We start from the raw sequence: 24,126 nt of genomic DNA, 5'->3' as shown, positions 1-24,126 counted from the left end.
TCTGACACGACTTTCACCCGGACGTCCTGCCGGCTGATCAGCGCTTGAGATTGACGGTTTCGTTCAGCATCTCGTCGGCGGTCGTGATGATCTTCGCGTTCGAGGAATAGGCGCGCTGACGCTGGATGAGGCTGGTGAGTTCCTGCGCGATGTCGACGTTCGAGCCCTCGATGCCGCCCGAGGTGAGCGAGCCGGTCTCGCCGGTGCCCGGCGCGCCGAGGTAGAAATCGCCGGACTCGTTCGACACCTGGAAGGTCGAGTTGTTCGAGGTCGCAAGACCGTTGGCATTGGCGAAGGTCGCGAGCGGCACCGAGTAGAGCACCTTGCGCGTGCCGTTGTCGAACACGCCCCAGACATCCCCGGACTCGTCGAATTCCACGCTGGTGAGCATGCCGCTCTCGCTGCCGTCGGCGTCGATGTTCATCGGGGTGTAGTCGCCCGCGAACTGGGTCAGCCCGTCGAATTCGCCCGGGGTGCCCATCGAGAGGGTCATCGTCTGCGGCGTGGTGCCGTTGTTCACGGTCAGAGTCATCTCGCCCGTCGCCGTGTCGAAGGCAAAGCCCGCGGGCGCGGTCGCCAGCGACGTCGCGTTGGTGTAGCTCGCCGGCGAGCCGGCGGCCGTGCCACTGTTGTTGAAGGTCATGGTCACGGTGCCGTAGTCACCGTCGGGTCCCGAGATGGTGACGTCCCAGGTGTCGTCGGTCGTCGTCGGCTGGAACGAGAGGGTCAGCCGCTCCGCCTCGCCGAGCGCGTTGTAGAACTCGACCGATGTGGTGAAGGCATTGCCCGGCTCGTCGACACCGGTCTCCTGCGAGGGCAGCGTGCCGCTGATGCCGACAGTGCTGGTCGCCGAGCCGTTGATCGACTGGCTCGCGACGTTGACCGGGACGAGGTCGGCAAAGCTCGACCGGTCCACCGCGCCGAGCGCGCCGTTGGTGTCATAGGCAAACCCCATCAGGTAGAGCCCGGCGCCGTTCACCAGGTTGCCGTTCTCGTCCGGCGCGAAGCTGCCGTCGCGGGTGAACATGTTGCCGGTGGTGTAGCCCGCGTTGATGTTCGAGTTCACCACGAAGAAGCCGTTGCCGTTGATCGTCAGGTTCGAGGCGACCGAGGTCTCCTGGAACGTGCCCTCGGTGGTGTTGGAGTGGGTGATCGTGGTCGCGACCCCGGCCGATGTGCTGCCGGTGGCGGCGGTCGAACCCGAGGTGATCATCTGCGCGAAGCTGCGGCGGTACCCCACCGTATCCGCGTTCGCGATATTGTTCGAAATGCGTTCAACCGCATTGGAGTTCGCCGTAAGGCCGCTGACCCCGGCCGCCATCGCGCTGGAAATACTCATGTCCGTCTCGCCCTATTGGTCGCAGTTGAACCCATCAATCACTGGTCACATAGGCAGACCAGGTTTCACCATGGTTAAAACTGCCTTTACTTGTGTTCCTTTCAGCGGCTTCCCGCTGAATCTTGCCTGACCTTGCCGCGGTTTTCCCGGGGCCGGTCAGTTCAGCCGCTCCACGGCGGGCAGGCTGTCGAGCGTCTCCTGCGCCTTGTCGATCCGCGCCCGCGCCGTCTCCTCGCGCAGCGGCAGCAGCGCCGGCGCGGCGGTCGTCAGGCCCCGCGCGATCTCGGCCCAGCCGGGCAGCTCGGTCAGGCTCGGGAAGGCCACGGCAAGCTCCGCCGCCCGCGCGTCGTCGCCGCTGCGATGCGCCGCGAGCAGGTAGCGGATCGCGTCGGGCAGCGGCATGTCGCCGCCTTCGCGCCCGTGCAACTCCTCGTAGGCCCCCGCCGCGGCACCCCAGTCGCCGCGCTCGAACAGGGCCAGCGCGCGGAGGCGGAGGATCTGCGTCGTCTCCCCCGCCCCGCCGCCGCTGCCGATCAGCTCCGCCGTCTGACCGGTCTCATCGAAATAGCGGGCCGACACCAGATCGAAGCGCCGCTTCAGATCCGGATCCGTCAGCTGGATCGGCTGCAGGAGCAGCGTTCCCAGGGCCTCGAACTGGCCGCCCGCCAGCAGGGTCTCGGCTTCCTTCACCTTGAGGCGCGACAATTGCCCCTCTTCCGCGGTGGTGATGCCCAGATCCTGCGCCGCCGTGAGGTAGTCGTGAGTGGTGGCATATTCCTCGGCGGCAACCTTGGTCGCGCCGGCCTTGCGGAACGTGTCGGCAAACAGCTCCGAAGCCAGCGCGAAATTCTGCGTGAAGCGGAAGTAGCGCGAGATATGCGCGTGATCCGCCATGAACTCGCCAAGGGGGATCTCCCCCTCCGAGCCCCTGCGATAGAGATCCTCGATCAGCGCCCGCGCCTTCTGCTGCGCGGCGGTCGCCTGCGACGTGCCTGCGCGGCGCGTCACGATGAGCCCGTAGGTCTCGATCGCCTCGGGCTTGCGCCCGGCGATGATCTGCAGCGAGGCGAGCTCGTCCAGCACCTCGCCCGCCGAGTCGTCGCCCCGCCACATCTCGGATTCCAGCTCGAGCAGCCGGATCGCGTCGCGCGTCGAGAGCGCGTCGCGGGTCAGCCCCAGCGTCACCAGCGCGCGCCGCGCCCTGTGCGCCCAGATGTCCTGCCCGTCCATCACATGGGCGTAGCTGTCGAAGGCGGCCAGCGGCTCGTCCGCGACCTCGGCCACCTTGCCGAGCAGGTAGAAATAGGCCGCGCCGTCCTTCAGTTCCGGGTAGCCGTCGAAGGAGGCTGCGATGTCGCGTGCCAGCCGCCATTGCCCGGTCTCGATCGCACATTCGAGGAAGCCCGGCAGCACCCGCGCCTGCACCGGCGCCGGGAAACGCGCGAGCCGCGCCATCGCCTCGGTCAGCAGCGCCCCGGCCTCGACGCAATCGCCGCTCCGCGCCTGCTCCATGGCGCGGAAGAGCGGCTGGTCGGGCCAGGCGGCATGGGCCGGCTCGAGCAGCGACGCGGCGCGCGGGGTCAGCGGCCGGTCGCGCTCGTCGATGAGCCCCAGCGCCAATTCGAAGGCCCGCGCCCGCAGCGTGTGCGCGGGGGGCACGCCCTCGCCGGCGACCGCCTCCAGCACCGAGAGCCCCTCGGGCGCCATGGCATGGGCGAAATAGAACTCGGCAAGATCGGTGAGCGCGCGCGCCAGCTCGGGCTGGCGGTCACCGGCATCGACAAGCGCGTCCATCAGGTGTTCGCGCTCCTCGATGAAGGGCTGCGTCGCGCGCTGCCCGAGGTAGAGCGCGGGCGGGTCGATCACCCGCGGCTCGGAGAGCAGCGCCGGGGTGACCTGCGCGACCTGCTCGGGGCCGGCAAGCTCGGCATGCGCCGGGCAGACACTCAGGAGCAGCGCCATCGCCGCCGCTCGCTTCCCCGCAACTGCACAAGAATAGGCCACCGCTTACGCTCGCTTCATCATCATTATGCTTGCGTTATCTTAGCAAAACACGCATCATCATCAAGAAAAGAATGATCGAGCAAATATTGACAGGCCGTTTGCATGGATAATTCGATCTACGTCGCGCTTTCCCAGCTCACCGCTCTCGAGCGGCAGCTCGACGTGACCTCGAACAACATCGCGAACGCGAACTCCTCTGGCTACAAGGCCGAGCGGGTGCTGTTCGAGACCTACCTGCAGACCGATGACGCCGCGCTGTCCGGGGACGGCACCAATTACGTGCTCGACCGCGGCTCCTACGTCGACAACAGCTCGGGCGCGATCATGCCCACCGGCAACGCGCTCGATCTCGCGCTGAGCGGCGACGGCTGGTTCGCCTACCAGACCGCCGGGGGCCAGACCGCCTTCGGCCGCGACGGCGGCTTCATCCTCGACACCGAAGGCCGGGTCATCACCGCGACCGGGGCGCAGCTGCTCGACGCGGGCGGCGCGCCGCTGGTGCTGCCGCCGGCGCAGGCCGCGACGGTCAGCATCTCGAACGACGGGGTGATCTCGGACGCCGAGGGCGCGGTGCTGGGCCAGGTTGGCATCTTCACCCTGCCCGACCGGCAGAGCCTCGGGCGCTCGGGCGGCGGCATGTTCGTGCCGCAGGAAGGCAACGCGCGGCTGATCCCCGACGAGACCGGCTCGCAGATCATCCAGGGCGCGGTCGAGATGAGCAACGTGCAGGCGGTGACCGAGGTCACCCGGCTAATCAGCATCCAGCAGGCCTACCAGCAGTCGCTGAACCTGGTGCAGTCGGATGACGATCTGAAAAAGGAAATGCTGAGCCGGATCCGGAACAGCTGAGGAAGGGACGATCATGAAGGCACTCGGAATCGCCGCTACCGGCATGATGGCGCAGCAGACCAACGTCGACGTCATCTCCAACAACATCGCCAACGCCAACACCACCGGGTTCAAGGCCTCTCGGGCGAGCTTCACCGACCTCATCTACGAGAACATCACGCGCGAGGGTGCGGTGACCGCGGAAGAGGGCAACACCCGCCCCACCGGCCTCGACATCGGCCTCGGCGTGCGCACCGCGGGCACCGTGCGGCTCAACACGCAGGGCGGGCTCGCGCAGACCGAGAACCAGCTCGACATGGCGATCGACGGGCGCGGCTACTTCACCGTGAACATGCCCGACGGCACCCAGGCCTACACCCGCGACGGCTCGTTCCGCCTGTCGGCCGAGGGGCAGATCGTCAACGAGCAGGGCTTCGAGATCGACCCCGGCCTCGTGCTGCCCGACGACACCGTCTCGATCTCGATCAGCGAGACCGGCATCGTCAGCGCCTACGTCGGCAACGACACGACTCCGGTCGAGGTCGGCCAGCTCACCCTGACCACCTTCGTCAACGATGCCGGCATGCGCCCGCTGGGCAACAACCTGCTGGAGGCCACCGTCGCCTCGGGCGATCCGATCCCGGCGACCCCCGGCGACGAGGGCGTGGGCATCCTGCGCCAGGGCTATCTCGAAAGCTCGAACGTCGACATCATCCGGCAGATCACCGACCTCATCCAGGCACAGCGCGCCTACGAGATGAACTCGAAGGCGATCGAGACCGCCGACCAGATGATGTCGGCCGCCAACCAGATCCGCTGACGCCATGCGCCGCCTCGCCCGCCTCCTCGCCGCCCTTGCGCTGGCGCCCGTCCCGCTTTTCGCCGAGACGCCGGATGTGCTGATCGAAGAGCAGGCACGGATGAGCTGGGGCACGGCGCTGCCGGACGCGGCCAACCTGCGCGTGCGCTTCAAGGGGGCGCAGATCGAGGAGGCCGAGACCATCTCGGCCTTCTGGATGGACCGCGACAGCGGCCAGTTCCTTGCCAATGCCGTCACCGAGGACGGTATCACCCACCGGCTGCAGGGCTTCGTGATCGCCACCCAGACCCTGCCGGTGCCCACCCGCCGCCTGATGCCCGGAGAGGTGATCGGCGCGGGCGACATCAAGACCATCGAGATGCCGCTCAGCCGGGTCGGCGCCTTCACCGTGGTCGACGAGGACAAGCTCGACGGCATGCAGGTGCGCCGGATGCTGGCGCAGGGCCGCCCGGTCATGACACAGTCGGTGATGCAGCCGTTGGTGATCGGCCGCGGCGACAAGGTGAACATTCTTTACGACGACGGCCGGCTGGTGGTCACCGCCCCCGGCCGCGCGCTCTCCGATGCCCATCGCGGGCAGGACGTGCGCATCGTCAATCTCGTCAGCAATACCCCCCTCGTCGCCGTCGCGCGCGAGGAAGGGCTCGTGGAGGTGATCCGATGACCCCGCTCCGTCATGGCCTTCTGGCCGCCTCCGCGCTGGCCCTGCTGGCCGGCTGCAACTCCCCGGCCTTCGACCGCGACCCCGAGGTCAGCCGCGTCGGGCTCGACCCGCAGACGCTCGCCGAGGCGCGCAGCGTCAACATTCCCATGCCGCCACCCAAGCCGGACCGTATCCCCTACCGCGCCGAGGGCGCCTCGCTCTGGGAACGCGGCTCGTCGGGCTTCTTCGGCGACCAGCGCGCGACGCAGATCGGCGACATCCTGACGATCCTCGTCGAGATCAACGACACCGCCTCGCTCAGCAACGAATCCGACCGCAGCCGCACCGGCAGCTCGACCATGGGCTTCCCCAGCTTCTTCGGCTACGGCACGCAGATCGACAAGATCCTGCCCGGCGTCGGGCCCGAGGACCTGCCCTCCGGCGACAATATCGTCGACATCACCTCGAAGACCGGCGCCTCGGGCTCGGGCTCGATCGACCGCGAGGAGACGATCTCTCTGCGCATGGCCGCGCTCGTCGTGCAGGAGCTGCCCAACGGCAACTTCGTCGTCGCCGGCCGGCAGGAGGTGAAGGTGAACGAGGAACTGCGCGAGCTGCGCGTCACCGGCATCATCCGGCCGCAGGACATCGACCGCACCAACGCCATTCCCTATGACAAGATCGCCGAGGCGCGCATCTCCTACGGCGGCCGCGGTTCGGTCAGCCGGCAGCAGGCGCGCGGCTATGGCGAGGATGTCATGGACATTATCCTGCCTTATTGAACCAGAATGTGCCCCGATTTGAAGAAAATATCGCCCGAATCGTAAGGCACTACGGACCCTGACAGAGAAACTGCGGGATTCGTTATGAAGAAATCATACATCGCCCTGGCCGCCCTGCCCGTCATCTTCGGGGTGGTCGGGTACGGTGCCGGACACGTCCTGGCCCCCGCTGCGGAACAGGTGGAAGTGCGTGCGGCAGAAGCCGCGCCCCTCGAGGCCGAGACCATCCTCGACGAGCTGGCCACGCAGGCCCCCGAGCAGGCCATCACCCCCGAGGATGGCAGCGAGATCGGGCAGCCGCAGCACAACGAGCATGCGCAGAACACCGCGCGGCCCGAGACCGAGATCGCCCACCGTCCCGCGGCGGCGCCCGGCGTGCTGACCGAGGAACGCCTCAACGACTCCAGCATCGTCTCGCTCGGCAAGATCTCGGTGCCGGTCTACCGCCCCGAAAGCATCACCTACGTGGTCTCGGAAGTCGGCGTGGCGATGCGCGACACCACCACCGCGGTGAACTTCAACATTGCCGAGAACGCCTCGCGCCTGCGCGACGCGATCCTCACCTCGATGCACCGCGCCGCCGATGGCTCGACCATGAAGGGCGTGAACATCGACACCGGCGAGCTGTCGCGCGCGCTGTCCGCGGACCTGAAAAAAGACTTCGGAGACGATGTCTCCGAAGTCCTGTTCCTGTCGCTGATCAAGGCCGACGTGCCGCGCAGCTGAGCGGCTCAGATGATCTCTTCGACGAGACCCGCAAGCACGGTCTCGCCATTCTCCAGGTGGAGCGTGGCGAGGCCGTTTTCGTAGGTCATGCTCGCCACCTTCTGCGGCGCGTAGGTCTGCGACGCCACGGTGTTGCCCTCGGAATCGACGGCCTCGAGCGTCATCTTGTAGGTGCCCGCGGGCAGCGGCAGCCCCTCGTAATCCATTCCGTCCCAGGTCACGCTGTGCCGCGCGCCCGCGCTGGTGTCGAGCGCGCCATAGGTGCGCAGCACGGTGCCGTCCTCGGCGGTCACGGTCAGCGTGACGCTCTCGGCCTCGGCGGCGAGGTAGTAGGACATCTCGGCCGAGGCCCCGTCGCTCTCGAGCGTCACCTCGTCGGACGAGGTCACCACCGAGCGCCCGATCAGCGACAGGCCGGTGATCGCCCCCATCGAGGCCAGCTGCGAGGAAATTCCCTCGAGGTTCGCGTTCGTCGCCACCGACTGCTCGACCTGGCTCAGCTGCGCGAGCTGCGAGATGAAGGTGGTGCTGTCCATCGGCTCCAGCGGGTTCTGGTTCTGGATCTGCGCGGTGAGCAGCGTGATGAAGCTCTCGTAATCCTCCGAGAGCTGGCTCATCGAGCTGGTTGACGAGCTGGTCGTCGCGCTGACGCTGGTCGTGCCGAAGGGATCAATGGCCATGGAAATCTGTCCTCGTCAAATCCTGATGTCCACGCTGCCCTCGGGCAGGCGGATCGATTGCGTCGCGGAGCCGGACGCGAGGCCGGGAGCCTCGGGAGCCGCGCTCCCGTAAGTCGTGAAACCGCCGCGCGCGCCCTCGCGCCCGGTGCCGCCGTCGCGGGCCTCGCCCTGCGTGCCCATGTCCGAGAAGCTGAGCGCCCCATCCTCGACCGCGTGCCCGGCATCGCGCAGCAGCGCGACAAGCCCGTCGCGGTCGGCGCGCAGCGCCGCAAGCACCGCCGGCTGGTCGGCGCGCACGACGACCTGCAGCTTGCCGGCCTCGTCCGGACCGAGCGCGATCTCGACCTTGCCGAGCCCTTCGGGCTTCAGCTCGACGTTGATCTTGCCGTCGGCGCTGCTGCTGGCGCGGATCTGGCCAAGCACCTCCTGCCCCTGCACGGCAAGCTGCGGCGCGGTGCCCGCCACCTGCGCCGCGGCAAAGGCGCTGGCGGCCAGCGGCGTTGCCGTGACCGGCGCAAGCGGGGCCCCCTGCAGCGCAAGCGTGCCCGACTGGGTGGGCAATTCGCTGCCCTGCGCGGGAGTCTGGGTTGCCGGAACGAAACTGGCGGCCGCGCGCGGCTCGTCGCGGATCGGCGAGAGCGTCTCGGGCGCGGCGTCACCGGACTGGCCGGAAAGATCCGCCTCCGCGCCTTCGTCGGCAGCGGTGGAAAGCGCGCGCGGAAGCTCCGCCACGTCCTGCAGGGGCTCCAGCCCCTCGGGATCGGCCCCGGTTTCCGTGCTGCGCAGCGGCGCCGTCAGCAATTGACCGAGCCCCGAGACCACCGGGACGACCGGCTGCGCGATCTCCTCGGCCACGTCGATCACCTGCTCGAGCAGGGCGGCAAGCTCGCGCCCGTCGCCCTCGACCTCCTCGGCGCCGTCGAGTGCGGCCTGCAGGGCGCCCAGCCCCTCCGACAGGTCGCGCCACGAAAGCTCGGCGAGCTCGGCCCCGCCCGCCTCCGCGTCGATCGCCGCCGCAAGGTCCGCGACCAGCGTCCGGGCCTTCTCAAGCAGCGCCGGATCGGCGGCGAGCGCCGCGCCGAGCTGCGCGATCACCGGGCCGAGGATCGCCGCGATCTCGTCCTCGGAAAGGTCCGGATCGTCCAGCGCTGCCTCGGCCCGGGTCAGCAGGTCGCCGATCTCGGCGGGCGCGTCGCCCGCCTCTTCCGCGGTTTCGGACTCACCTCGGCCGACGACCAGCGCAAGAAGGCCCGCGAAGGGGGTCTCCCCTTCCGCGGGCTTGTCCGTCGCTGCGCCGGAACCGGCCGCGACGCCGCCGAGTGTTGCTAGGAGATTGATCATGTCAGAACAGCCCGCGAGAAGCCCTTGTCTATGAGGTTGCGGCGCAGGCGCAGCATGGCGCGTTTCTCGACCTGGCGCAGGCGGTCCTGCGACACGCCGAGGTCCCGCGCGATGCTGCCGAAGGGCTCGGGCTCGGGCAGCAGTCGCCGACGCCGGATCACCTCGGCCTCTTCCGGGGTCATCGGCTCCAGCGCCTCGGCCAGCAGCCGGGTCAGCATGGCGCGCTCGCTTTCGAGCGTGACCAGTTCCTCCGGCCCCAGCTCGCCCGAGATGAGGATCTCGCGCGGGCGGCCCTCGTCCTCGTCGTCGCTGCCGTCGAGCGCGATCATCCCGTGGGTCGCCATGCGGATGCGGGCGCGCTCCTCCTCGGGCAGCTTGCCGGTCTGCGCGTCGAGATAGGTGCGCGCCGGAATGTCGATCACCGCCTTGATCCGCGCCAGCGCGCTCGAGATGCCGTTCATCACCCACCACGCGGCATAGGTCGAAAAGCGCACCTCCTGCTGGCGATCGAAGCAGTCGGCGGCCTTGATCAGCCCGAGGAACCCCTCGGCGGCAAGGTCTTCCATGTGCACCGGGTTGTCGGTGAACCGCGCGGCCTGAGACCACGCCTGCCGCGCGTGCGAGCGCAACAGCAGCTCGAGGGCCTTTCGGTCCCCGCTATCCTGCCAGCTGCAGATGGCGTTGCGTTCCTGCTCTACGTCAAGAAACGGCTCGCGCATCGCTGCCTGGTACGTCATGGACATCATGAAGAAACGCCCAACTCATTCTTGCCTGCAAGAATAAGTAACCACAATTCTTCAACCGTCGGAAGAATATAATGATTTACTGAAGGTTAAACCGTGCCGCGAGGCTGGTCTTGAGCGGCGCGTCTTCGCGCTCGGGCGCGCCCATGACGGCGCGCAGCATCGTCTCGGTGCGACCAGCCCAGTCGGCAAGGCGCAGCGGCGCGCTGGCGACGCTGAGCAGGTCCTCGGGCACGAGCAGCGGGTCGGGCGACGAGAAGCCGGGATCGAGATCGGTCAGGTAGGCCGAAAGCTGGCGCTGCCAGAGGAAGTCGGAGCGCGAGAAGAGCATGGGATCGGGCAGCAGCGGGCGGCGTTCGGCCAGCCATTGCCGCGCGAGGCACTTGCCGAGACCGCGGCAGAAGGCCTGGGGATCGACCTCGTGCCCCTCGAGCCCGAGCGCCGCGGCCCGGCGCATGGCGGCGTGGGCCATGATGTAGAGCGCGTCGGTCTCGTGTTCCATCGGCACGCCGCCAAGGCTCTGCGCCAGCAGCAGCGCCTCGCCCACGGTCTCGCCGAGCAGCGTCGAGAAATTGGCGAGGGCCACGGGAAGCATGACCACCATCGTGCCGTAGGGCAGCTCCAGCGGCAGCTCCTCGACCAGCACGTCGCCGAGCGGCAGCGCCGGCGCAAGCTCGAGCGAATCCGCCATGACGAGGGGATGCCGGCACTCGCCGCGGGCGATCAGGATCGCGACCTGCACCGGCAGGATCGCCGTCAGCGCCGCGTGGAAGCGGAGCCCGAACCCCATCTCGGGCAGCGCCACACCGTCCCGCCAGATTAACCGAAGTACATCCCCGCTACGCATCTGCCTACCCGTGCCCCAAGTGAGTCTTTCCCCAGGTACACAGTAGGTTTTGAGCGGATCCCCGCAAACCCACCAAATGTTAATCGCCCCGCTATATATAGGGGACTTGACCTTGGAAGCCGCAAAATGCAGGAGGCTGAGTCGCCGGTCGAAGTTTCTGTATTTTCAGTGCTATTTGCAACCTACGGGCGAGCGTCGCGAGCGAAATACACCATCCACACCCTCTGAGTTTCCTTAACATTTCGGAAAATAGGTGTGGATATGGGGGATGGTGCGGCAAAGCAACCACTAGATATGGTGAATTTTCTGGCTGAAGCCTGTCAGGAATTGACGCGGATCAGGGCTTTGCCGCTTGCGGATATTGCAGCGTGACACTGATGCGCCGGTTCTCCGGTGCCTCGGGGTTGCTAGGCTCCAGCGGCGCCGTGTCCGCAAGGCCCGAGATCCGCGTGATCCGCGCCGGGTTGACCCCGGTGTCCACCAGCACGCGCCGCGTCGCGTTCGCTCGGTCGGCCGAAAGTTCCCAGTTGGAATAGGTTCCGGCCCGGGAATAGGGCACGGAATCCGTGTGCCCCGAGATGGTGATGTCGTTCGGCAGGTCGACGATGGCCTCGGCCACGATGCGCAGCAGCTCGCGCGTGCGGTCCTCGATCCGGGAGCTGCCGGTGGAGAACATCGAGCTGCTGTTCTTGTCGACGATCTGGATCTCGAGCCCGTCGGCGGTGCGCTCGAAGAGCAGGTTGTCCTGCAGCGCCTGAAGCTGCGGATCCTCGGTCAGCCGTTCGGTGATCGTCTCCTCGAGACGGTCCTGCGTCTCCTGCCATTCCTGCGCGGTGCGCTCGGCCTGCTGCGCCTCGGCCGCGGCATCGGCGGCGGTCTGCGCGGCGGCGATGCCGTCGGCGACACCGTTCTCGCCGGTGTTGATGGTCTGGCTCTCCTGCTGGCCCTCGGGCCGGCTGTCGAATTCGACCACAACCTGCGAGTCCGGGTCACGCAGGCGGCTGTCGAACACCGCGAGCGGATTTTCCTGGCCGAAGCTCGGCAGCTGCACGAGGCTCTGCGGGCCGTCGGTGCCGCTCATCACCCCGTCCTTGCCCAGCACCATGCCGTCGAGCAGCCCGTCGCCGCGACCACCGGCTTCCGACAGCGAGGGGGTGAAGTAGTCGGCAAGCCCGCGCAGCTTCTCCTCGTCCGAGGCGGCGAGGATCCACAGCAGCAGGAAGAAGGCCATCATCGCCGTCATGAAGTCCGCATAGGCGACCTTCCAGGCACCGCCGTGATGGCCGTGTCCGCCGGTCTCCTCGATCTTCTTGATGACGACCGTGCGCTCGTTCCTGCCTGCCATTTTGCCGTCTTACTCCTGCCCCGCCATCACCGTGCGGTCGTATTTGCCGAGCCCGGCCTCCTTGGCGTGGGCTGCTTTCTTGCGCGAGTAGCTCGGGGCCACCAGCGGGAAGTCTTCCGAGAGGCCGAAGGCGGCGCGGTACTGCGCCTCGGTCATGCCATGCTCGGCGCCGAGATGGCGCTTGAGCATCTTGAAGCCGCGGCCGCAGCAGAGGCAGTAGACCTTCTCCTCGGTCACCGCCTGGGCCACCGGCAGCGCCGGGTGCAGCCGGCCATCCGCCGAAGCCTGGCGTCCGGCCGCGGGCGCGGCGGTCGCATCGGCACCGGGAGCATCCTGCACCTCGCCACTCAACCGCCTGTAAAGGTTCACGATTTCGTCCGGAGTTACGTCCGGGCGCGACGCATAGGCTGCCACGATCCGGGCCACCATATCCTGCGATTCGTCATGTCCGCTCATATTCTCGTCCTGCCGATCATCATTCTGCTTTTACATCGCCGGATCAAAACGGACTTCTGTCCATCCTTGCCTGTCCATGAACAGGCGCGTCCGCCGACGGGGATTGCACTTTTTTACTCTACATAGATTCTTGCCCTTTGGGCAGTTTAACCTTCCCATTCCATGTTTCGAGCGGCTTCCCGCCGGTCACGGTAGGATTGCGAAACCATCGGTGCATCTTCGGGCAGCCGCCACTTCCGGCGATAATCCTCGGGCGACATGCCCAGGACTTCGCGCAAGTGTCGGCGCAGAAGGGGTTTCTGCATTCCTGTTTCCCGGCAGGTCAGCATCGAATATGATTCCGGGGCAGAGGGCACTGCTTCCACTCGGGTCCGCCCCAGAAACCTCAACAGGAACCCTTGCAACTCTTTACCCATTCCCATGTCTCTTCTTGGTGTTCTTGCTCTTCTCCTGATGAGGCAAATAGGAAGCGAAGGTTAATGCACGTTGAACATAAATAATTTACGTCAAGTCATGGGAAGAAAACTGGCAGAAACTTGTCGAATCGAGCCTGCATGACGAAACGCGCCTCCTTTGCCGTCGTGGTCGAGCGGGACACCGCACAGCGCAACGCCTGGTCGGCCCTGCTCGAGCGGAGCGGGCTGCGCCGGGTGCTGCGCCGCGCGCGCCCGGCTGAGGCGCGCGACCTGATGGAGCCGGGCGTTCCCCTGACCGCGATGATCGTCGGGCTTTCGTCGCATCTTCCCCGCGACGACGACATGCTGGGGCTGATCGCCGGGGTGCGCCGGAACGTGCCCGACGCGGTGATCCTCGCGATCGACCACGGCAACCGGCCGCGCGGCGCCGCCGAGATTTTCGCCGCCGGGGCGGATGACGCCCTGCGCGCCGACCACGACCCCTCGGAGCTGGTGGCACGGCTTTCCGTGCGCCTGCAGCGCGTGTCGCTGACCGGCCAGCGGGCGGCGCGGCTTGTGCAGCTCGGGCTCACCCCGCTCGAGGAGCGCATCCTCGCCTGTCTCAACGCCCGCCGCGGCGAGATCGTCAGCCGCCCGACGCTGGCCTCCGAGGTCGCCGGCGCGGAATGGAGCTACGGCGACCGCCGCTTCGACGTGCACATCGCGCGGATCCGCAAGAAGCTTGCAGAGAATTACGGTGGCGCGCTCCGCGTCCGGACGATCCGGGCGCAGGGCTACGTGCTCGAAGGCGACGCGCCGCTCTAGGCGGCGAGCGCCTCCCGCAGCGAGGCGAGCGCGGCGCTCCAGTCGCCGGCCTGGGCTTGGCGGTGCAGGTGCAGCACCCCGTACCACGGGTCGAGGCTCGCCTCGTGGCCCCAGTACCACATGGTCTCGGCGCCTTTCGGCAGCAGGACATGGGCATTCGGATGGCCGATCGCGCCGCAGACGTGGACGGTGGTGTTGTCGATCGACAGGATCCGGTCCAGCGCCGCGCATTGCGCCGCGAAGCCGGCAAGATCCGCCATCTGGTCGATCTCGGGATCGGTATGGAAGGTCACGTCCGGGCGCAGGGCCTGGGCCTCCGCGATCTCCTGCCCGGTGTCGCCATATTGCAGGCTGACCACGAAGGCGTCCTTCGGCAGCAGCGCGACCAGTTCGGGCAGCGCGATCGAGCGCAGCCGGCCGATGATGGCGCGCGCCGCCCAGGCCATGCCGAAGATCGGGCGATCCCCGGCGAGCGCGGCGTAGCGGTCGCGGATCGCGCCCACCGCCTCGGGATCGAGCTGCAGGAAGCCGCCCTGGTGCGCCTCGGCCGGGTGGTCCGGCAGGAACCGAACGAGGTCCCCCAGCGCCACCATCTGGGCGCCGGTGACCTTCTCGCCGCGCGCCTCGGCCTCGGGCTGGGTGATCACCCGCACGCCGAGCGTGTTGTCCCGCAGCAGCGCCGCCTCGCGCGGGCCGGACACGAAGGAGACCTCGGTGCCCTGCAGCACCGGCATGATCCGCGTCAGGGCCAGAAGCGCCAGCTGGTCGCCGATGCCCTGCTCGCTGGTCAGGTAGATGTGGTCATGCTTCTGCAGGTTCTCCACGGCCGAGTTCTCGACCCGGGCGAGCCGGCGCGACTGCGGATCGAGCCGCTTGAAGTAGTTGGGAATGCCCTCGGCGAAATCTCCGTGCCCGAGACAGAAGGCGCCGTAGGCCTTGCCGATCATCTCGCCGCCCTCGGCGATGTGCATGGCCTCGACATAGGCGTGACGGGCCGCGGCCTCGTCGCCCCGGTCGGCATGGGCGTTGGCGGCGAAGGCGAGCGCCCTTGCATAGAGCGTGCGGTCGCGGAACTCGTAGCCCTCGATCACCTCGAGCAGCTCCGCGTGGCGCGACTGGAAGCGCAGCGCACCGATCAGCAGCACCATCACCGGATCGGGGTCCTTCAGGTCCGTCGCCAGCAGCGCGCGCGCCCCGGCCTCGGTCTCCTGCATCCGGCCCGCGTGGAAATGCGCCGAGACCGCGTCGCAGCGGCCAAGCTCGCTGTCCGGCGCGTAGCCGTGGCTGCGCTCGAACCACTCGGCGGCGCGGTCCATGAAGCCCACCTCGGCGAGCATGAGCGCGATCTTGTGCGCCAGCACCGAGCTGCGGATCTTGCCGACCACCGGCTCGAGCAGCCTGGCGGAGTTCAGGATGCCCCCCATCATCTTGACCAGCGTCAGGTAGAGCTCGACGATGTCCGGGTCGGTGCAGCCCGCGGCAAAGGCCTCCTCCATCCGCAGCGCCGAGGGTTTCGGCTCGGCGCAGAGGAAATGCGCCTTGGCAAGGCCGGTCAGCACGTCCAGCGACTTCGGCGCGCTCTCCTCGGCCTTGGTGAAGAAGGCCTTGGCGGTCGCCCCCTCGCTCCGGTTCAGCGCGGCAAGGCCGAGGACGATCCAGGCATGGGGGTTGCCCGGGATCGAGCGGGTGAGCGGCACGACCAGCCCGCAGGCCTGCGGCAGGTCCCCCGCCCTGAGGAACTGGTAGGCATGGAACAGCGCGACGGCGGCGTCCCCGCCGACCCCGTAAAGCTTTGCTCCCCGTGCAGAAAGCGCCCGCTTTTCCTTGCGCGTAAGGGCGTGGACGTTCATGGCGCCTCCTTGGGGACAACGAAATAGTGGGTGGTGTTGAGATGGAAGGTGCTGTCGACGACGCGATAGCCGGCCTTGCGGCACCAGCCCTGCAGGAAGTGCATCGCGTTGGCCTTGAGCACCGCGATCCAGATCACCGGCCGGTCGCGGGCAATCAACCCCGCCGCCCCGTCCAGCACCTCGAGCTCGGCGCCCTCGGCGTCGATGCGGATAAAATCGACCCGCTCACCTTCGAGCAGGTCATCGAGCGCGCAGGTGCCGGGCGCACCGTCGTCCGGGGCGGTCCAGCGCGCCGCCCCGGCGGGGCCGGCGTCCGCCGCGAACGCCGCCTGCCGGCCCTCGCCGACGCGCAGCCCGAGGCCGCGCCGGTCGACGAGATCCGCGATGCCGTTGGCCTCGATGTTCGCCGCCAGCCGCTCCAGCGCCGCCGGCTTCGGCTCGACCGGGAAGATCCGCGCGGGTTGCAGGTTGCGCGCGTACCAGAGCACGTGGTTGCCGTCCTTCGCCCCCACGTCGACGATGCGCGGCGCGGGAACCTCGACCAGCATCCCGAGCTTCTCGAGCGAGGCCTGATCGAAGAACCGCCCCTGAAGGAAGGAATTCTGGATCGGGTCCGCCGGGTTGGTGAGGCGCATCCGCACCACGCGGCCGGCGGCATCCTCGAACCGGGTCCAAACCTCGGCCTTGCCGAGTTCGGCGATCCACATCCCGGTCACCGCGCGGTTCCAGTCCGCCCCGGTGGCCGAGCGCGGCCCGGTGGAATGCTGCCCGCGGTGGTTGAGGAAGAAGATCTCCGGGCGCTTGGCGCAGCGCGCCTCGGCCCAGAGCTGGCAGTAGAACTTGTAGTCCTCGCCGGTGTCCATCGCGGTGTCGAAGCCGAATTTCGCGGCCACCGCGGCGCGGTAGAACCCGCCGATCTGCACCCCGTGGAAGGGCGCCGCGGCAAGGTAGTCCTCGCGGCTGTCGAGCGTCGCGGGCTGGCCCTCGCGCAGCGCGGGCTCTCCGCCCGGATCGACGGTGCAGATCAGCCCCCAGACCACGTCGAGACCGGGCTCGGCGGCGATCACCCGCCCGAAGGCCTCGAAGGCGTTGGGGGTGAGCCTGTCGTCGGCGTCGAGGAAGAAGACCCAGTCGATCCCCTCGTCGAGCGCCCGCTGCAGCGCCTCGTTGCGCCGCGCCGACCGCCCGTGGCGCCCGGCGGTATCGTCCATCACGTAGTGCAGGACCTCGCTGAACGGCCCCGTGTCGTAGGCCCGGGCCTTCTCGACCGACGGGCCGCAGGTGCGGGAGAAGATCTCAGCGTGACCGGGACCGACGGGGGTGATCACCGCGCATTTCAACGACCCGCCTCCGCGGCCTCGTCATAGGCCATCTGCAGCACCGCCGCGGGGGCGAGGGCGGGCATCTCGACCGCGCGCATCATCGTGCCGGTCATCAGCCCGGCGCCGGTGAGCACCGCGAGCGCCACCCGCACCGGCGTCAGGAACCGGCGACGCCGCTCCTTGCGCTCGGGGACCAGCTGCACCTCGGGCAGGACGGGCTCCACCGCCTGCACCACCGCGCCCGGCGCAACGAAGACGCCATGGTCGGTGACCGTCACCTCGGCGACGCGCGGCGCGGCGGCAAAGCGCTGGCGCAGCCCGGCCGGGAAACGCTCGGCGGGAATGTCGATGACCAGCGGCGCACCGGGCGCCCAGCCCTGCACCGTCTTGCGCGGCAGCACGAAGCGCGAGAAGTCGTCGCGGAACCCGACCTCCTCGACCGTCACCGCGCGGGTCTGGATGCTGACCAGCTCGGGGCTCAGCGTGACGCGCACGCCGCGGTGGCCGAGGCTGACCTCCGCCATGGCGAACTGGCAGTCACTGTCGGACACCACCTCCGCCGGCACGTAGCCCTCGGGCATTCCGGCGTTCTGCGGCTTGCGGCGCAGCGAGGGGCGCGGCGCGAGCTCGGCCAGGTGCAGCCGCGGACGCCAGCGGAAGGGCTCGGGCGCGCGCAATGCCGCGCTCATCTTCTCGGCCACCGCCTCGACCGAGGGCGCCGGGGCAGGCGCGGGCGCGGGGCGCGACTTGCGCTCCTTCTCGAAGCGGTAGTTGATCAGGTAGTCCTCCGCCATCTCGGCAAGGTCATCCTCGCCCGCCACCAGCTTCAGCAGCTTCTGCTCGTCCGAGAACAGCACCCGGCGCGTCGGGTAGCCCTCGACCGGCGGCACCACGGCAAACTCGCCCGTCTCGCAGTCGAGCAATGCCGCGACCTTGCGCAGCACCGCCCGGCCCTCCTCGACGTGATGCAGCAGCATCTCGCAGGTGCCGGCCTCGTCGAGGCAGAGCGCGAGTCCCACCTCCTGCGGCCACTCGGCGAACACCGTCAGAAGCTCACCGGCCTCGAAGAAATAAGCGAGTTTTTCGGCGTTCATGATCAGCGGCCCCGAACAGTTCTTCGACTTTCCCTATCTATTCTTGTTTATACTTGAACGGAAGTCAAATTTACATATGCTCGTCTTGAACGCCGGCGCATTCCGGTCGCAAGATCCAAGCAGAGATTTCACCCCATGACGCTGATCCTCGGACTCGCCCTCGTCTTCGGCCTCGTCTTCGGTGGCTTCATCCTGTCCGGCGGCAAGATGGACATCGTGCTGCACGCGCTTCCCTTCGAGGGGATGATGATCGGCGGCGCCTCGATCGGCGCCTTCGTCATCGCCAACAGCTTCTCGGTGATCAAGAACTCGGGCAAGGGCGTGATCAAGGTGATGAAGGGGCCGCGCTGGAAGGCCAAGGATTACTCCGACCTGCTCAACCTGATGTTCGAGCTGTCGCGCATCTACAAGGCCAAGGGCATCCTCGCGCTCGACAGCCACATCGAGTCCCCCCAGCAGAGCGACATCTTCGCGCGCTACCCGCGCATCGCGGCGGACCACTTCGCCATCGACCTGATCCGCGACAGCTTCCGCATGCTGTCGATGCAGTTCGACGACAAGTACCAGACCGAGGACGTGATCAACCGCAAGATCAAGAAGCACCACCACGAGTCAATGGCCTCGGCCCACGCCATCCAGCAGATGGCCGACGGCCTGCCTGCGATCGGCATCGTCGCGGCGGTCCTGGGCGTGATCAAGACCATGTCGTCGATCGACCAGCCGCCCGAGATCCTCGGCGGGATGATCGGCGGCGCGCTGGTCGGCACCTTCCTCGGCGTGTTCATCGCCTATTGCATGGTGCAGCCGATCTCCGGCCGCCTGACGCAAATCGAGGACGAGGACGCCGCCTTCTACCACATCATCCGCGACATCTTCGTCGCCATGGTCGCCGACCACCCGCCGAGCATCTGCGTCGAGATCGGCCGCGGCAACATCCCCACGCGCATGCAGCCCGATTTCTACGAGGTCGAGGCCGCGCAGAAGGAACTGCCCGCGGCATGAGGCGGCTCGCGGCGCTATCCCTGCTGCTGCTCGCCGGCATGGCCTCGGCCGAGGGGCCGACGACCGCCGAGGAGGATCTCAAGTCGCTGGGCTACATCTCGGCGGCGAAACCCGGCGCCTTCCCCGCGCTGCCCCCCACCTCGAACGCCTATCCCGAGGACATCCTCGCCAACATGCGCATGAAGCTCGGCGGCGAGCGCCCGCTCCGCCCCGAACCGCAGGCCGGCGCGGCGACCGGGGGCGCCTCCGGTGGCCACTGAGGCGGCGCGTCGGCGCCTGCGCGCGCTGCAGGTCATGGAGCGGCTGAAGTCGCTCGAGACCGAACGGCAGGCGGCAGAGACCGGCGCGCTCCGCGCCCGCATGGACAAGCTCGACGGCGACCGCAAGGCGCTGCTCGACCGGCTCTCGGGCGAGTCGCACATCGACGGGCTCGAGGGCGCACCCTACCTTGGCCGGTTCATCCGCTCGATCCGCGCCGAGGTGGACCGGATCTCGATCGACGCGGCCAAGCTCGCACCCGAGCTCGCCCGCTCCGAGGAAAAGCTCCGCGCCGCGCTGGCCGAACAGAAGACCTACGAGATCCTCCGCCTGAAGCGCCTCGCCGAGGAGCGCGAGGCACAGGCCAAGCGCGAGGCCGATGCGCAGGACGAGCTGTCGCTGCTGCGCTGGAACCGCTGAGGGGCTGGACAAGTCCGGCGCCGGGCGGGCAAATCACGGCACCCCGGACGCCCGCCCGCGCCAGAAGGACAGACCCATGACCCAGCACGACATCACCGTGATCGGCGGCGGCCTGGTCGGCAGCGCGCTGGCGCTGGGTCTGGCGGATGCCGGGCTGCGCGTGCTGGTGCTCGACGGCGAAGACCTGTCACGCCGCGCCTCGCGGGCGAATTTCGGGCTCGTCTGGGTCTCGGGCAAGGGACTCGGCAGCCCCGACTACGCGCGCTGGTCGCTCGAGGCGGCGCGGCTCTGGCCCGAATTTGCCCGTGATCTCGAGGCGCGCTCCGGCCTCTCGCTGTCGCTCGAGCAGCCCGGCGGCTACAGCTTCGCGCTCTCCCCGCGCGAGCTCGACGGGATCGTCGCCGACATGGCCCGCATCACCGAGGAGACCGGCGGCGCGGCCGCGCCCTGGCGCGCCGTCTCCCGCGCCGAGCTCGAGCGCGAGATCCCTGGCATCGGCCCCGACGTGGTGGGCGCGGTCCACGGTGCCGCCGACGGCCATCTCAACGCGCTGCGCCTCTTCCATGCGCTGCACCGCGCCGGCGCGGCGTTGGGCGTCACCTACCGCGCGCACCACGTCGTGAGCCGTATCGAACCGCTTGGCTCCGGCTTCCGCCTGACCGGCGCGTGGGGCGAGATGACAACGCCCCGCCTCGTGCTGGCCGCGGGCACCGCGACCGAGGCGCTGGCCCCGATGGTCGGCCTTGCCACGCCGCTCCGCCACAGCCGCGGCCAGATCCTCGTCACCGAGCGGGTGTCGGGCCGCCTGCCCTTCCTCAGCGCGATCGTCCGCCAGACCGACGAGGGCAGCGTGCTGATCGGCGACAGCGACGAGAATGACACCGATACCATCCCCGGCGATCCCGAGATCGCGGCGCTGCTCGCCGCCCGCGCGATCCGGGTCTACCCGCCCCTCGCCCGGCTCAACGTGGTGCGCAGCTGGACGGGTTTCCGCGTCAAGCCGCTCGACGGCATTCCCATCTATGGCCGGTCCGCCACCCATCCCGGCGCCCACGTCGTGCTCTGCCACAGCGGCGTGACGCTGGCCGCGCTCCACGCGCGGCGCATCGCGCCGCAGATCGCCGAGGGCGCGGCGCAGATCGGCCCGGCGGCCTTTTCCTCCGCGAGGTTCCATGTTCCGGCGTGACCCCATTCCGCCCGCCGAGGCGGTCGAGATCCTGCTCGACGGAGCCCCCCTCACGGCCCGGCGCGGCGACAGCGTCGCCGTCGCGCTGCTTGCCGCCGGGGTCACCCGCTTTCGCGGCAGCGTGGTCAGCGGCGCACCCCGCGCGCCCTATTGCCTGATGGGCAGCTGCTTCGACTGCCTCGTGACCATCGACGGCGCACCCAACCGGCAGGCCTGCCTCGTGACCGTCGCGCCCGGAATGCGGATCGAGCGCCAGTCCGGTGCGCCGCAGCTGCTGCCGGAGGCCGGGGCATGAGCGCACTGCCCGAAACCGCCGATCTGGTGATCATCGGCGCCGGTCCCGCCGGCATGGCCGCCGCCGTCGAGGCGAGGGCGGCGGGCGTCGAAGTGCTGCTCGTCGACGAGACCCCGGCGCCCGGCGGCCAGATCTGGCGCGGCATCGGCACCGCGCCAGAGGCCCGCAAGACGCTGCTCGGCAAGGACTATGCCGCCGGGGCCGCGCACGTGGCCGGCTTTGCCGTCTGCGGCGCGCGACATGTCAGCGGCGCTTCGGTCTGGGGCGTCATGCCCGGGGCCGCGGGGCCGATCCGCATCGGCGTCAGCCACGGCGGCGCCGCGCATCTGGTCGCGGCCCGCGCGGTGATCCTTGCCACCGGCGCTCAGGAGCGCCCGCTGCCCCTGCCCGGCTGGACCCTGCCCGGCGTCATGGGCGCTGGCGCGGCGCAGATCGCGCTGAAGTCCGGCGGGCTGCTGCCCGAGGGGCGCTGCGTGCTCGCCGGGGTCGGGCCGCTGCTCTACCTGCTCGCCGACCAGCTGCTGCGCGCCGGGATCACCCCCGCCGCGCTGGTCGAGACGCCCTCGCCGAACCGCCGCGCCGCCCTTCGCCACCTGCCGGGCTTTCTGCGCTCGCCCGCCTTCCGCAAGGGCGCCGGGCTCATGGCCCGGGTGCGCCGCCACGTGCCGGTGATCCCCGGGGCCGAGGCGCTGGAGATCACCGGAGAGACCCACGCCGAGGCGCTGCGCTACCGCCGCGCCGGGGCGTGGCACGAGATCGCCGCCGACCTCGTGCTGCTGCACGCGGGCGTGGTGCCGTCGCTCCACCTTGCCGTCGCCGCGGGGATCCCGACGCGCTGGAACGAGGCCCTGCGCTGCTTCGAGCCCGACGCGGATGCCATGGGCGCCACGGCCGTCCCCGGCCTCTTCGTCGCCGGGGATGGTGCCGGGATCGGCGGCGCCGACCGCGCCCTGCCCTCGGGCCGCCGCGCGGCGCAGGCGGCGCTCGCGCTTCTCGGGCACGCGCCATCTACCGCGCGCCGGGACGAGGCCCACGCGCAGTGGCGCAAGGCCGACCGCGGCCGCGCCTTCCTCGACCGCTGGTTCGCCCCGCCCCCCGCCCTTCTCGCCCCGCGCGGCGACACGCTCGCCTGCCGCTGCGAGGAGGTCACCGCCGAGGCGATCCGCGCCGCCGCGCGGCTCGGCGCACCCGGGCCGAACCAGCTGAAGACCTACCTGCGCTGCGGCATGGGCCCCTGCCAGGGCCGCATGTGCGCCGCGAGCGTGACCGAGATCATGGCCGACGAGACCGGCCGCGCCCCGGCCGAGCTTGGCCACCTGCGTTTCCGCACACCGGTCCGTCCGCTGCCCCTCGCCGAGCTTGCCCGCCTTCCCGCCGGCGCGGCCGCACAGCGCGCCGCGCTGGGGGAGGCCCCGCTGCCCGACACGCCGCTGCCCCTGCCGCCAAGCGGCGGATAATCAAGGGCTTCGGCCCATGGGCTGGGCAGCACGGCCACAGTCGAGCCCCCGCTTCACGCTGGGGTAGATCAAGAATTGCTTTTGTCGCGCGCCTGTGGAAGGCTTTTTCCCAAGGGTTTCCGGCGCATTTTCTGGCCGTGAAATCAGAGCTTTTTCGAGAATGCGTTTGAGTGTGTGCCGCTTCGGGGCCGCGCGGCTGTTCAGGGCGCGGCATGTGACCGGAGCCATGATTTCCCAAGGAACGTTCACCTCCGATACGAGGATTTCATCCATGCCGGTCCGTCTTTTCACCCGCCCGACCACGATCGCCGTCCTGCTGACCTCTGCCAGCCTGCCGCTTGCCGCCGCGGCGCAGGACAACGGCGCGAAGTTCACCTTCGGCCTCACGACCTTCGCCGACGCGCAGATCTCCGGGGATGCCGACGACGACGCGCTCTACAATTGGCGCGCGGACATGAAGCTGAGCCTGCCCGAGATCTGGTCCGGCGGCTCGATCAGCGGCCATTTCGAGTACAACGACGGTGACGGCTACGTGGGTCTCGGCGAGGGCGGGCTGGTCTGGCCGACCAACACCTTCGCGACGCTGCCCTCGGCCACCTCGGACAACCAGACCACGCTGTCACTGAGCCTCACGCAGCAGTTCAACAACACCACCAGCGTGAGCTTCGGCAAGTTCAACGTGATCGACCTTGCCGAGGCGACGCCGCTGGTCGGCGGCCAGGGTCAGGGCGGGTTCCAGTATCTCGGCATCGGCGCGCCCGGCAACTTCGTGCTGCCGCCCTACATCTTCGGCGGCATGCTGACGGTGAACTACGCGCCGATGATCTACACGCTGATGATCTACGACGCGAACAACGCGCAGGGCGAGGATTTCTGGGACGATCTCTTCGACGAGGGCGTGGTCTACAACGGCACCGCGACCTACACGACCCAGATCAACGGCATGCCGGGCTTCTACAGCCTCAACATCGCCCACTCGACCAAGAAGGGCACGGATTACGAGTCGCTCCTGCTCGACCCGAGCGACGACTCCTTCGCCGGCACCAAGGACGGGGTGAACTGGGCCGGGGTCAGCTTCCAGCAGTACCTCTGGAGCGATCCGCAGAACCCGATGGTCGGCTGGGGCGTCTTCGGCCAGATCGGCTTCGGTGACGGCAATCCCAACCCGCTGGACGAGATGTTCCTGCTTGGTGTCGGGGGCAACTCGCCGCTCTACGGCCGGCAGAGCGACCGCTGGGGCCTTGCCTGGAGCAAGTACAACTGGTCGAACAAGCTCGGCGAGGCGCTCGACGCCTACGGCGTGAAGCTGCGCGACGAGTCGGCGGTCGAGGCCTTCTACGAGGCCGCCCTGACCGAGAACTGGCGGCTCGGCGGCAACCTCATGTGGGTGAAGCCGAGCTTCGAGAACTACGACGACTACACGCAGATCGGCTTCCGCATCCGCGCGACCTTCTGAACCCGAGGGCTG

The 24,126-nt window shown here is 68.8% G+C and carries 26 protein-coding genes; 13 read left to right on the top strand and 13 right to left on the bottom strand.

Going from position 1 to position 24,126, the window contains the following annotated elements; translation table 11 throughout:
- Positions 1–37 precede the first annotated feature (37 nt).
- On the bottom strand, positions 38–1,339 hold the full coding sequence (locus PVT71_RS24450) for a flagellar hook protein FlgE (protein ID WP_353475736.1): 1,302 nt from the start codon (positions 1,337–1,339) through the stop codon (positions 38–40).
- Between the two features lie 156 nt (positions 1,340–1,495).
- On the bottom strand, positions 1,496–3,301 hold the full coding sequence (locus PVT71_RS24445) for a hypothetical protein (RefSeq protein ID WP_353475735.1): 1,806 nt from the start codon (positions 3,299–3,301) through the stop codon (positions 1,496–1,498).
- Positions 3,302–3,445: 144 nt separating this feature from the next.
- Between PVT71_RS24445 and PVT71_RS24440 the strand changes: the two genes are divergently transcribed.
- The 5 genes from PVT71_RS24440 to PVT71_RS24420 all read left to right on the top strand — a co-directional run bounded on the left by PVT71_RS24440 (position 3,446) and on the right by PVT71_RS24420 (position 7,142).
- Positions 3,446–4,192 carry a flagellar hook basal-body protein gene (locus PVT71_RS24440; protein WP_353475734.1) on the top strand — a complete coding sequence of 249 codons (747 nt, stop codon included), beginning with the start codon at positions 3,446–3,448 and terminating at the stop codon, positions 4,190–4,192.
- A gap of 13 nt (positions 4,193–4,205) precedes the next feature.
- Positions 4,206–4,991 carry a flagellar basal-body rod protein FlgG gene (flgG, locus tag PVT71_RS24435; RefSeq protein WP_353475733.1) on the top strand — a complete coding sequence of 262 codons (786 nt, stop codon included), beginning with the start codon at positions 4,206–4,208 and terminating at the stop codon, positions 4,989–4,991.
- 4 nt (positions 4,992–4,995) lie between these two features.
- Positions 4,996–5,655, top strand: coding sequence for a flagellar basal body P-ring formation chaperone FlgA (flgA, locus tag PVT71_RS24430; RefSeq protein ID WP_353475732.1), 660 nt, complete (start codon positions 4,996–4,998; stop codon positions 5,653–5,655).
- Complete coding sequence (gene flgH, locus PVT71_RS24425) at positions 5,652–6,416, top strand: flagellar basal body L-ring protein FlgH (protein WP_353475731.1); 765 nt, start codon at positions 5,652–5,654, stop codon at positions 6,414–6,416. Before flgA ends, flgH begins: the two co-directional genes overlap by 4 nt.
- Before the next feature lie 84 nt (positions 6,417–6,500).
- Entirely contained in the window at positions 6,501–7,142 is a 642-nt protein-coding gene (locus PVT71_RS24420) for a hypothetical protein (RefSeq protein ID WP_353475730.1), read from the top strand.
- A 5-nt stretch (positions 7,143–7,147) separates the two neighbouring features.
- Here the strand turns inward: PVT71_RS24420 and PVT71_RS24415 are convergent, their stop codons facing one another.
- From PVT71_RS24415 to PVT71_RS24385, 7 genes are all read right to left on the bottom strand, one after another.
- A complete protein-coding gene (locus tag PVT71_RS24415) occupies positions 7,148–7,822 on the bottom strand; it encodes a flagellar hook capping FlgD N-terminal domain-containing protein (RefSeq protein ID WP_353475729.1) in 675 nt (224 codons plus the stop codon).
- A 15-nt stretch (positions 7,823–7,837) separates the two neighbouring features.
- Positions 7,838–9,163: a flagellar hook-length control protein FliK gene (locus PVT71_RS24410; RefSeq protein ID WP_353475728.1), complete on the bottom strand. Its 1,326-nt coding sequence runs from the start codon at positions 9,161–9,163 to the stop codon at positions 7,838–7,840.
- A complete protein-coding gene (locus PVT71_RS24405; RefSeq protein ID WP_353475727.1) occupies positions 9,160–9,909 on the bottom strand; it encodes a sigma-70 family RNA polymerase sigma factor in 750 nt (249 codons plus the stop codon). The genes PVT71_RS24410 and PVT71_RS24405 overlap by 4 nt, the downstream gene beginning before the upstream one ends.
- Positions 9,910–9,985: 76 nt before the next feature.
- Positions 9,986–10,711, bottom strand: a complete 726-nt coding sequence (locus PVT71_RS24400) for a hypothetical protein (protein ID WP_353475726.1) — start codon at positions 10,709–10,711, stop codon at positions 9,986–9,988.
- Positions 10,712–11,090: 379 nt separating this feature from the next.
- Positions 11,091–12,098, bottom strand: a complete 1,008-nt coding sequence (locus PVT71_RS24395; RefSeq protein ID WP_353475725.1) for a flagellar motor protein MotB — start codon at positions 12,096–12,098, stop codon at positions 11,091–11,093.
- Between the two features lie 9 nt (positions 12,099–12,107).
- Entirely contained in the window at positions 12,108–12,554 is a 447-nt protein-coding gene (locus PVT71_RS24390) for a MucR family transcriptional regulator (protein WP_353475724.1), read from the bottom strand.
- Positions 12,555–12,700: 146 nt separating this feature from the next.
- Positions 12,701–12,883, bottom strand: coding sequence for a MucR family transcriptional regulator (locus PVT71_RS24385; RefSeq protein ID WP_353475975.1), 183 nt, complete (start codon positions 12,881–12,883; stop codon positions 12,701–12,703).
- 225 nt (positions 12,884–13,108) lie between these two features.
- Between PVT71_RS24385 and PVT71_RS24380 the strand changes: the two genes are divergently transcribed.
- Positions 13,109–13,774, top strand: coding sequence for a winged helix-turn-helix domain-containing protein (locus PVT71_RS24380; protein ID WP_353475723.1), 666 nt, complete (start codon positions 13,109–13,111; stop codon positions 13,772–13,774).
- Here the strand turns inward: PVT71_RS24380 and PVT71_RS24375 are convergent.
- From PVT71_RS24375 to PVT71_RS24365, 3 genes are read right to left on the bottom strand one after another with little or no spacing between them, the layout of a single operon-like run.
- Positions 13,771–15,624, bottom strand: coding sequence for a hypothetical protein (locus PVT71_RS24375; protein ID WP_353475722.1), 1,854 nt, complete (start codon positions 15,622–15,624; stop codon positions 13,771–13,773). The genes PVT71_RS24380 and PVT71_RS24375 overlap by 4 nt on opposite strands.
- Positions 15,621–16,952 (bottom strand): FkbM family methyltransferase, encoded by a 1,332-nt coding sequence (locus tag PVT71_RS24370; RefSeq protein WP_353475721.1) that lies wholly within the window; start codon positions 16,950–16,952, stop codon positions 15,621–15,623. Before PVT71_RS24370 ends, PVT71_RS24375 begins: the two co-directional genes overlap by 4 nt.
- Positions 16,953–16,960: 8 nt before the next feature.
- Positions 16,961–18,040: a hypothetical protein gene (locus PVT71_RS24365; protein WP_353475720.1), complete on the bottom strand. Its 1,080-nt coding sequence runs from the start codon at positions 18,038–18,040 to the stop codon at positions 16,961–16,963.
- A 135-nt stretch (positions 18,041–18,175) separates the two neighbouring features.
- Here PVT71_RS24365 and motA point away from each other — a divergent pair, with 135 nt between their 5' ends.
- The 6 genes from motA to PVT71_RS24335 all read left to right on the top strand — a co-directional run bounded on the left by motA (position 18,176) and on the right by PVT71_RS24335 (position 22,658).
- Positions 18,176–19,042 carry a flagellar motor stator protein MotA gene (gene motA / locus PVT71_RS24360; RefSeq protein ID WP_353475719.1) on the top strand — a complete coding sequence of 289 codons (867 nt, stop codon included), beginning with the start codon at positions 18,176–18,178 and terminating at the stop codon, positions 19,040–19,042.
- Positions 19,039–19,302, top strand: a complete 264-nt coding sequence (locus PVT71_RS24355; protein WP_353475718.1) for a hypothetical protein — start codon at positions 19,039–19,041, stop codon at positions 19,300–19,302. The genes motA and PVT71_RS24355 overlap by 4 nt, the downstream gene beginning before the upstream one ends.
- Positions 19,292–19,720: a flagellar FliJ family protein gene (locus PVT71_RS24350; protein ID WP_353475717.1), complete on the top strand. Its 429-nt coding sequence runs from the start codon at positions 19,292–19,294 to the stop codon at positions 19,718–19,720. Before PVT71_RS24355 ends, PVT71_RS24350 begins: the two co-directional genes overlap by 11 nt.
- 76 nt (positions 19,721–19,796) lie before the next feature.
- Positions 19,797–20,906 carry an FAD-dependent oxidoreductase gene (locus PVT71_RS24345; protein WP_353475716.1) on the top strand — a complete coding sequence of 370 codons (1,110 nt, stop codon included), beginning with the start codon at positions 19,797–19,799 and terminating at the stop codon, positions 20,904–20,906.
- Positions 20,893–21,201 carry a (2Fe-2S)-binding protein gene (locus tag PVT71_RS24340; protein WP_353475715.1) on the top strand — a complete coding sequence of 103 codons (309 nt, stop codon included), beginning with the start codon at positions 20,893–20,895 and terminating at the stop codon, positions 21,199–21,201. The genes PVT71_RS24345 and PVT71_RS24340 overlap by 14 nt, the downstream gene beginning before the upstream one ends.
- Positions 21,198–22,658, top strand: a complete 1,461-nt coding sequence (locus PVT71_RS24335; RefSeq protein ID WP_353475714.1) for an FAD-dependent oxidoreductase — start codon at positions 21,198–21,200, stop codon at positions 22,656–22,658. Before PVT71_RS24340 ends, PVT71_RS24335 begins: the two co-directional genes overlap by 4 nt.
- Here the strand turns inward: PVT71_RS24335 and PVT71_RS24330 are convergent, their stop codons facing one another.
- Positions 22,659–22,931, bottom strand: a complete 273-nt coding sequence (locus PVT71_RS24330; RefSeq protein WP_353475713.1) for a hypothetical protein — start codon at positions 22,929–22,931, stop codon at positions 22,659–22,661.
- Between PVT71_RS24330 and PVT71_RS24325 the strand changes: the two genes are divergently transcribed.
- Entirely contained in the window at positions 22,930–24,114 is a 1,185-nt protein-coding gene (locus PVT71_RS24325; RefSeq protein WP_353475712.1) for a carbohydrate porin, read from the top strand. The two genes, PVT71_RS24330 and PVT71_RS24325, sit on opposite strands and share 2 nt — an antisense overlap.
- The last annotated feature ends 12 nt before the right edge of the window (positions 24,115–24,126 follow it).

Source organism: Salipiger sp. H15 (genome assembly GCF_040409955.1).
GTDB lineage: Bacteria > Pseudomonadota > Alphaproteobacteria > Rhodobacterales > Rhodobacteraceae > Salipiger.
This window is presented reverse-complemented; position numbering and strand designations above follow the sequence as displayed.

What these genes read in the sequence shown, in the direction of transcription:
- flgH (WP_353475731.1), top strand. Translation starts at nt 5,652, where the DNA reads ATGACCCCGCTCCGTCATGGCCTTCTGGCCGCCTCCGCGCTGGCCCTG.
- PVT71_RS24335 (WP_353475714.1), top strand. Translation starts at nt 21,198, where the DNA reads ATGAGCGCACTGCCCGAAACCGCCGATCTGGTGATCATCGGCGCCGGT.
- PVT71_RS24405 (WP_353475727.1), bottom strand. Translation starts at nt 9,909, where the DNA reads ATGATGTCCATGACGTACCAGGCAGCGATGCGCGAGCCGTTTCTTGAC.
- PVT71_RS24395 (WP_353475725.1), bottom strand. Translation starts at nt 12,098, where the DNA reads ATGGCAGGCAGGAACGAGCGCACGGTCGTCATCAAGAAGATCGAGGAG.
- motA (WP_353475719.1), top strand. Translation starts at nt 18,176, where the DNA reads ATGACGCTGATCCTCGGACTCGCCCTCGTCTTCGGCCTCGTCTTCGGT.
- PVT71_RS24345 (WP_353475716.1), top strand. Translation starts at nt 19,797, where the DNA reads ATGACCCAGCACGACATCACCGTGATCGGCGGCGGCCTGGTCGGCAGC.
- PVT71_RS24450 (WP_353475736.1), bottom strand. Translation starts at nt 1,339, where the DNA reads ATGAGTATTTCCAGCGCGATGGCGGCCGGGGTCAGCGGCCTTACGGCG.
- PVT71_RS24375 (WP_353475722.1), bottom strand. Translation starts at nt 15,624, where the DNA reads ATGAACGTCCACGCCCTTACGCGCAAGGAAAAGCGGGCGCTTTCTGCA.
- PVT71_RS24340 (WP_353475715.1), top strand. Translation starts at nt 20,893, where the DNA reads ATGTTCCGGCGTGACCCCATTCCGCCCGCCGAGGCGGTCGAGATCCTG.
- PVT71_RS24440 (WP_353475734.1), top strand. Translation starts at nt 3,446, where the DNA reads ATGGATAATTCGATCTACGTCGCGCTTTCCCAGCTCACCGCTCTCGAG.
- flgG (WP_353475733.1), top strand. Translation starts at nt 4,206, where the DNA reads ATGAAGGCACTCGGAATCGCCGCTACCGGCATGATGGCGCAGCAGACC.
- PVT71_RS24385 (WP_353475975.1), bottom strand. Translation starts at nt 12,883, where the DNA reads ATGCTGACCTGCCGGGAAACAGGAATGCAGAAACCCCTTCTGCGCCGA.
- PVT71_RS24390 (WP_353475724.1), bottom strand. Translation starts at nt 12,554, where the DNA reads ATGAGCGGACATGACGAATCGCAGGATATGGTGGCCCGGATCGTGGCA.
- PVT71_RS24380 (WP_353475723.1), top strand. Translation starts at nt 13,109, where the DNA reads ATGACGAAACGCGCCTCCTTTGCCGTCGTGGTCGAGCGGGACACCGCA.
- PVT71_RS24365 (WP_353475720.1), bottom strand. Translation starts at nt 18,040, where the DNA reads ATGAACGCCGAAAAACTCGCTTATTTCTTCGAGGCCGGTGAGCTTCTG.
- PVT71_RS24355 (WP_353475718.1), top strand. Translation starts at nt 19,039, where the DNA reads ATGAGGCGGCTCGCGGCGCTATCCCTGCTGCTGCTCGCCGGCATGGCC.
- PVT71_RS24330 (WP_353475713.1), bottom strand. Translation starts at nt 22,931, where the DNA reads ATGGATGAAATCCTCGTATCGGAGGTGAACGTTCCTTGGGAAATCATG.
- PVT71_RS24325 (WP_353475712.1), top strand. Translation starts at nt 22,930, where the DNA reads ATGCCGGTCCGTCTTTTCACCCGCCCGACCACGATCGCCGTCCTGCTG.
- PVT71_RS24445 (WP_353475735.1), bottom strand. Translation starts at nt 3,301, where the DNA reads ATGGCGCTGCTCCTGAGTGTCTGCCCGGCGCATGCCGAGCTTGCCGGC.
- PVT71_RS24420 (WP_353475730.1), top strand. Translation starts at nt 6,501, where the DNA reads ATGAAGAAATCATACATCGCCCTGGCCGCCCTGCCCGTCATCTTCGGG.
- flgA (WP_353475732.1), top strand. Translation starts at nt 4,996, where the DNA reads ATGCGCCGCCTCGCCCGCCTCCTCGCCGCCCTTGCGCTGGCGCCCGTC.
- PVT71_RS24415 (WP_353475729.1), bottom strand. Translation starts at nt 7,822, where the DNA reads ATGGCCATTGATCCCTTCGGCACGACCAGCGTCAGCGCGACGACCAGC.
- PVT71_RS24410 (WP_353475728.1), bottom strand. Translation starts at nt 9,163, where the DNA reads ATGATCAATCTCCTAGCAACACTCGGCGGCGTCGCGGCCGGTTCCGGC.